We start from the raw sequence: 6,898 nt of genomic DNA on the forward strand, positions 1-6,898 counted from the left end.
GGACTGACGATGGACCTCAATTTCACTCTCGAAGAGGAAGCCTTCCGCACGGAAGTGCAGCGCTTCCTGCAAGCCGAACTGCCCGGGCGCATCGCGCGCAAGGTGAAGGGCGGCCTGCATCTCACGCGCGACGACATGCGCGAATGGCACGCGATACTCAACGCGCGCGGCTGGCTCGCGAGCCACTGGCCGCGCGAGTACGGCGGCCCCGGCTGGAGCGTCGCGCAGAAGTTCCTGTTCGACAACGAGTGCGCGCTCGCGGGTGCGCCGCGCATCGTGCCGTTCGGCGTGAACATGCTCGGCCCCGTGCTGATCAAGTACGGCGACGAAGCGCAGAAGCGCCGCTGGCTGCCGCGCATTCTCGACGGCACCGACTGGTGGTGCCAGGGCTATTCGGAGCCGGGCGCCGGCTCCGATCTCGCGTCGGTGAAGACGAGCGCGGTGCGCGGGCGCGACGCGCAGGGCGAGCACTACATCGTGAACGGCCAGAAGACGTGGACCACGCTCGGCCACTACGCGAACATGATCTTCTGCCTCGTGCGCACCGCGACCGACGTGCGCAAGCAGGAAGGCATCAGCTTCCTGCTGATCGACATGAATACGCCGGGCGTCGAGGTCCGCCCGATCATCACGCTCGACGGCGAGCACGAAGTGAACGAGGTGTTCTTCACCGACGTGCGCGTGCCGGCGGAGAACCTCGTCGGTGAAGAGAACCGCGGCTGGACCTACGCGAAATACCTGCTCACGTACGAGCGCACCAACATCGCCGGAATCGGTTTTTCGACGGCCGCGCTCGACCGGCTGCGTGCCGTTGCCGCGAAGGTCATGAAGAACGGCCGGCCGCTCGCCGACGATCCGTTCTTCGCGGCGCGCGTCGCGCGTGTCGAGATCGAACTCGAGAACATGCGCACGACCAACCTGCGCGTGCTGGCCGCGGTCGCGGGCGGCGGGGTGCCGGGCGCGGAAAGCTCGATGCTGAAGATCCGCGGCACGCAGATCCGCCAGGAGATCACCGCGCTGATGCGGCGCGCGATGGGACCGTATGCACAGCCGTTCGTCGACGAGGCGCTCGATGCCGACTACGACGGCGAGCCGGTCGGCCCGGACGAAGCGGCGAGCGCCTCGCAGCAGTATTTCAACAACCGGAAGCTGTCGATCTTCGGCGGCTCGAACGAGATCCAGAAGAACATCATCGCGAAGATGATGCTCGGGCTGTAACGAGGAGCGCGACGATGGATTTCCAGCACACAGAAGACCGCCGGATGCTGGCGGACACGTTGAACCGCTTTATCGCCGAACAGTATGCGTTCCCGGTGCGCGATCGCATCGCGCAGTCGGCCGAGGGCTTCGATCGCGCGATGTGGCAGCGCTTTGCGGAACTCGGCACGGTCGGCGCGCTGTTCGCGGAAGCCGACGGCGGTTTCGGCGGCGCGGGCTTCGACATCGCCGTGGTGTTCGAATGCCTCGGGCGCGGGCTCGTCGTCGAGCCGTTCCTCGGTGCGCTGCTCGCGGGCCGCGCGCTGTCGCTCGCCGGCGGCGACGCGCATCGCGAGCGGCTCGCCGCGCTGATCGACGGCAGCGCGAGCGCCGCGTTCGCGCATGACGAGCCGGGCTCGCACTACGAACTGACGACCGTGCGCACGCGCGCCGAACGCTCGGGCGACGGCTGGGTGCTCACGGGCGCGAAGGGCGTCGTCGACCAGGCCGCGCAGGCGGCGTTCTTCGTCGTCAGTGCGCGCGTGTCCGGGCAGGACGACGACGCGGCCGGCATCGGCCTGTTCGTCGTGCCGGCCGACGCGCCGGGCGTGTCGCTGCGCGACTACCGGAAGATCGACGGCGGCCGCGCGGCCGAAGTGCGCTTCGAGCGCGTCGTGCTGCCGGCCGATGCGGCGCTCGGCGCGCACGACGGCGAAGCGGGCGCCGAGTTGCTCGAACGCGTGCTCGGCTACGGGCTGCTCGCGCTGTCGGCGGAAGCGCTCGGCGCGATGGACGTCGCGAAGGAGCACACGCTCGAGTACCTGCGCACGCGCAAGCAGTTCGGGCTGCCGATCGGCAGTTTCCAGGCGCTGCAGCACCGGATGGCCGACCTGCTGCTCGAAGTCGAGCAGGCGCGCTCGGCCGTGATCAACGCGGCCGCGCAGCTCGATGCGCCGCGCGTGGTGCGCGAACGCGCGCTGGCCGCGGCGAAATTCAGCATCGGGCGGATCGGCACGCTCGTCGCCGAGGAGAGCATCCAGTTGCACGGCGGGATCGGGATGACGTGGGAGCTGCCGCTGTCGCACTACGCGAAGCGCCTCGTGATGATCGATCACCAGCTCGGCGACGAGGATCACCATCTCGCGCGCTACATCGCGCTGTCGAAACAGTAAAGACGAACGACGCGAACGGAGGAGACAAGGATGACGAACGAATCGCGCGTTTTGCCGCTGGCCGGCGTGAAAGTGCTCGACTTCTCGCGCGTGCTCGCGGGGCCGTGGTGCGCGATGGTGCTCGCCGATTTCGGCGCGGAAGTGATCAAGGTCGAGCATCCGGCGCGCGGCGACGACACGCGCGACTGGGGCTTGCGGATCGGCGACACCGAAACGACCTACTTCAACAGCGTGAACCGCAGCAAGCGTTCGATCTGCGTCGACCTGCAGACCGACGAAGGGCGGCGGCTCGCGCGCGAACTGGCCGCGCAGGCCGACGTAGTGCTTCACAACTTCAAGTTCGGCGGCGCGGAGAAACTCGGGCTCGGCTACGACGCGCTGGCCGAACTGAACCCGCGCCTCGTGCACTGCGCGATCTCCGGCTACGACCGCTCGGGCGCCGAGGCCGCGCGGCCCGGCTACGACCTCGTCGTGCAGGGCGAGGCCGGGCTGATGGCGCTGAACGGCGAAGCCGGCCAGCCGCCGCTGAAGTTCGGCGTCGCGGCGGTCGACCTGTTCACCGGCATGTATTCGGCGCAGGCGATCCTCGCGGCGCTGTACGAACGTCATGCGACGGGGCGCGGGCGGCGCATCGAGATGGCGCTGTTCGACTGCGGGCTGATGATCACCGCGTACTACGGGCTCGACGCGCTGCTGATGGGCGAGGACCCGCCGCGCTACGGCAACGCGCATCCGTCGATCGTGCCGTACGGCGTGTTCGACGCGGCCGACGGCCCGCTCGTGATCACGGTCGGCAACAACCCGCAGTTCGCGCGCTTTTGCGACGCGATCGGGCGGCCCGACCTCGCCGCGGACGAACGCTACAAGACCAACCTCGGCCGCTCGGAGAATCGTGCCGAGCTGCTGCCCGAGATTCGTGGCGCACTCGCGCGCCGGTCGCGCGCGACTTTGCTCGCGGCGCTGGCCGACGCGGGCATTCCGTGCGGCGAAGTGCTCGGGCTGCACGAAGCGCTGACGTCGGAACGCGCGACGAACGCGGGGCTCGTGACGCGGCAGCCGCATCCGGTCGCGGGCGGCGTCGACGTGCTGGCGCCGCCGTACCGGTTCGACGGCGCGCGGCTGCCGGTGCGCGGCGCGCCGCCGGTGCTCGGCGCCGATACGGACGACGTGCTCGGCAGCTGGCTCGGGATGTCGGCCGACGAGGTCGCGCGGCTGCGCGCGGATCGGGTCGTGTAGATCGCTTTTTTCCGCCACGGCGCGGGCGGGGTAGTCGACACGCGCCGACCATTCCACACAACACCCTCGCAATGACGAGTTGGAAATGGAGACACCATGGAGCTTTCCGTCATCGAATCGGTCACGGCGCGCCGCGACTACCAGCAGCTCGTGCGTGCACGGCGCCGTTTCAGCTTCACGCTGACGGCACTGATGATCGCCACGTACTACGGCTTCATCCTGCTCGTCGCGCTCGCGCCGCACGTGCTCGCGGCGCCGCTGTATCGCGGCGCGACGACGACGGTCGGGATCGCCGCGGGCGTCGCGATCATCCTGGTCGCGATCGGGTTGACCGCGTGTTACGTGCTGCGCGCGAACCGTGCGTTCGACCGCCGCGTCGACGCGCTCCTGCAGCGTTCGTGAAGGAGGCCGACATGCGACGTACCTCGATCGCGCTCCGCGCGCTTGCCGTTCCCGCGGCCCTCGTTTCGTCTGCCGCGCATGCGGTATCGGTCGCGGGCCCGATGCCCGACAAGGTCGAACTGAACCCGGTCGCGATCGGGATGTTCTTCGCGTTCGTGTTCGCGACGCTCGCGCTCACGCGCTGGGCCGCGCGCCGCACGCGCTCGACACGCGACTTCTACACGGCCGGCGGCGGCATCACCGGGCTGCAGAACGGGCTCGCGATCGCGGGCGACTACATGTCGGCCGCGTCGTTCCTCGGGCTGTCGGGGATGGTGTTCATGTTCGGCTTCGACGGGCTCATCTACTCGATCGGCTTTCTCGTCGGCTGGCCGTTCGTGATGTTCCTGATCGCCGAACCGCTGCGCAATCTCGGCAAGTTCACGTTCGTCGACGTCGTTGCGTACCGCTTCGCACAGCGGCCGATCCGGCTGCTGACGTCCGCGAATTCGCTGACCATCGTCGTGCTGTACCTCGTCGTGCAGATGGTCGGCGCGGGCAAGCTGATCCAGCTGCTGTTCGGGCTGTCGTACGGGACGGCCGAGCTGATCGTCGGCGTGCTGATGGTCGTCTACGTGTTCTTCGGCGGGATGACCGCGACCACCTGGGTGCAGGTGATCAAGGCCGTGCTGCTGCTGTGCGGCGCGACATTGCTCGTCGTGCTCGCGCTCGCCGAATTCGGCTTCAGCGTCGACGAGATGTTCCGCCGCGCGGTGGCCGTGCATCCGGGCGCGCTGTCGATCATGGGCCCCGGCAAGCTGATCCGCGATCCGGCCAACGCGCTGTCGCTCGGCATCGCGCTGATGTTCGGCACGGCCGGCTTCCCGCACATCCTGATGCGCTTCTTCACGGTGCCGAACGCGAAGGAGGCGCGCAAGTCGGTGCTCTATGCGACCGGCTTCATCGGCTACTTCTACCTGCTGACCTTCGTGATCGGCTTCTCGGCGATCGTGCTGCTCGCGCAGCATCCGGAATTCTTCAAGCTGGGTGCCGACGGGTCATTCAATCTCACGCACGACCTGCTCGGCGGCTCGAACATGGTCGCGGTGAAGCTCGCGCAGGCGGTCGGCGGGAACTGGTTCTACGGGTTCATCGCGGCGGTCACGTTCGCGACGATCCTCGCGGTGGTCGCGGGCCTCACGCTCGCCGGCGCGACGACGATCTCGCATGATCTTTACGCGCAGATGTGGGCGCGCGGCAAGCCCGACGAGCGCCTCGAGATGCGTATCTCGCGCGCGGCGACGATTGCGTTGTCGGCGGTCGCGATCGGGCTGTCGATCCTGTTCGAGCACGTGAATGTCGCGTTCATGGTCGGCCTCGTCGCGGCGGTGGCCGCGAGCGCGAATTTCCCGGTGCTCGCGATGTCGATCTTCTGGCGCGGGATGACGACGCGCGGCGCGGTGCTCGGCGGCGGTCTCGGCCTCGTGTCGGCGGTCACGCTCACGGTGCTGTCGAAGTCGGTGTGGGTCGACGTGCTGCATCACGCGCACGCGCCGGTGTTCCTCGACAACCCGGCGCTCGTGTCGGTGCCGCTCGCGTTCGTCGGGATCGTCGTCGGTTCGCTCGCGGATCGCGGCGAGCGTGCACGGCGCGAGCGCGACGCGTTCGCGCAGCAGGAGTTCTACGCGCAGACGGGCTTGCTGGCCGGCGAGGCCGTGCAGCACTGATCCGTGATTGTGGGCGGTGAAACCCCGAGGATCGAGATCTCTCGGGGTTTCGCTTTTTTTGGGGGGCGGCGCAGAGGTAATCGCCAGTAGAGACGGAATTTGCGACAAGGTGGCCGGGGCAATCTGGTTCGATCGCGGATAGGACCAGGGCAACTCACGAATATGGTGGAGGCTAGGTCGAGGAAAAGCGCAACTTTCGGATTCGTCCAATAGACGGGGATCTCGCAATAGTTAATCGTTGCCGCTGGGCGTTCAGCGAGCAGCTCAACTATGGCTATCCAATCCGACCTGCGCTTTACCTTCACCGCTGGCAACGAATCGTTCGAGGTCGTCGAGTTCACCCTGCACGAGGGCCTGTCCGAGACCTTCCTGTTGAAGGTGGAATTGGCCAGCACGAATCCCGCCATCGACTTTGGCGAGGTGCTTGACCGCAACGGCCTGCTCACGATTTGGCAGGGTGGGCAGCCGGTGCGCTACGTGCATGGCGCCATCTCATCGTTCGTGCAGCGTGATACGGGATTTCGACGTACTCGCTATTCCGCGGTGGTCGAGCCGCGTTTGGCGCGTCTGAAGCTGTCCTCCGACTGGCGCATCTTCCAGACTTTGAGCGTGCCCGAGATCGCGACGGCCGTGCTCAAGGCGCACAATCAAACGCTGGACTACGAGCAGCGTGTCACCAACGAGCATCTGGCGCGTGAGTATTGCGTGCAGGCTGGCGACACCGACTACGATTTCATCGAACGTATTTTGCGCGAAGAAGGCTTCTTCTACGCCTTCCAGCACAAGGCAGACGGTCATCGGTTGATCCACTGCGATCGCCTGTTTATCTTCGGCCGGCAGCAGGGCGAGCCGGTGCTGTATAACCCGACACCGGGCGGCGACCAGCCGCGGCCTTGCCTGCGCACCTTCGCCTATACGGAGAACGTGCGCACCGCGCGGCAGGTGCAGCGCGACTACACCTTCAAGAGCCCACGCTTTCCGCACGAGTACCCGCGCGAGGGCACAGACCTCGATCATCAGGGCCGCGGCTACGCGCGCTACGACTATCCGGGCCGCTACAAGCACGAAGCCAGCGGCAAGGCTTTTACGCAGGACCGCCTGCGTGGTCACCGTCGCGATGCGCGTATCGCGCGGGTGAACGGCGATGATGCACGCCTGCAGCCGGGCACCGCGTTCGACTTGATT

The 6,898-nt window shown here is 67.4% G+C and carries 6 protein-coding genes; all 6 read left to right on the forward strand.

Features of this window, described 5'->3' with window-relative positions:
- Positions 1–9: 9 nt before the first annotated feature.
- The gene (locus tag VK92_RS18845) at positions 10–1,218 is read left to right on the forward strand and encodes an acyl-CoA dehydrogenase family protein (RefSeq protein ID WP_048023894.1); all 1,209 of its coding nucleotides are present in this window, start codon (positions 10–12) and stop codon (positions 1,216–1,218) included.
- 14 nt (positions 1,219–1,232) lie between these two features.
- Positions 1,233–2,369: an acyl-CoA dehydrogenase family protein gene (locus VK92_RS18850; protein WP_048023897.1), complete on the forward strand. Its 1,137-nt coding sequence runs from the start codon at positions 1,233–1,235 to the stop codon at positions 2,367–2,369.
- A 30-nt stretch (positions 2,370–2,399) separates the two neighbouring features.
- On the forward strand, positions 2,400–3,605 hold the full coding sequence (locus VK92_RS18855; protein WP_048023899.1) for a CaiB/BaiF CoA transferase family protein: 1,206 nt from the start codon (positions 2,400–2,402) through the stop codon (positions 3,603–3,605).
- A 96-nt stretch (positions 3,606–3,701) separates the two neighbouring features.
- Positions 3,702–4,007, forward strand: coding sequence for a DUF485 domain-containing protein (locus tag VK92_RS18860; RefSeq protein WP_048023901.1), 306 nt, complete (start codon positions 3,702–3,704; stop codon positions 4,005–4,007).
- 11 nt (positions 4,008–4,018) lie between these two features.
- Positions 4,019–5,713 carry a cation acetate symporter gene (locus VK92_RS18865; protein WP_048023909.1) on the forward strand — a complete coding sequence of 565 codons (1,695 nt, stop codon included), beginning with the start codon at positions 4,019–4,021 and terminating at the stop codon, positions 5,711–5,713.
- Positions 5,714–5,983: 270 nt separating this feature from the next.
- A partial coding sequence (locus VK92_RS18870; protein ID WP_048023903.1) for a type VI secretion system Vgr family protein occupies positions 5,984–6,898 on the forward strand: 915 nt, incomplete at its 3' end.

This window comes from Burkholderia sp. LK4 (assembly GCF_001043615.1).
In the GTDB taxonomy this organism is placed as follows: Bacteria; Pseudomonadota; Gammaproteobacteria; order Burkholderiales; family Burkholderiaceae; genus Burkholderia; species Burkholderia cepacia.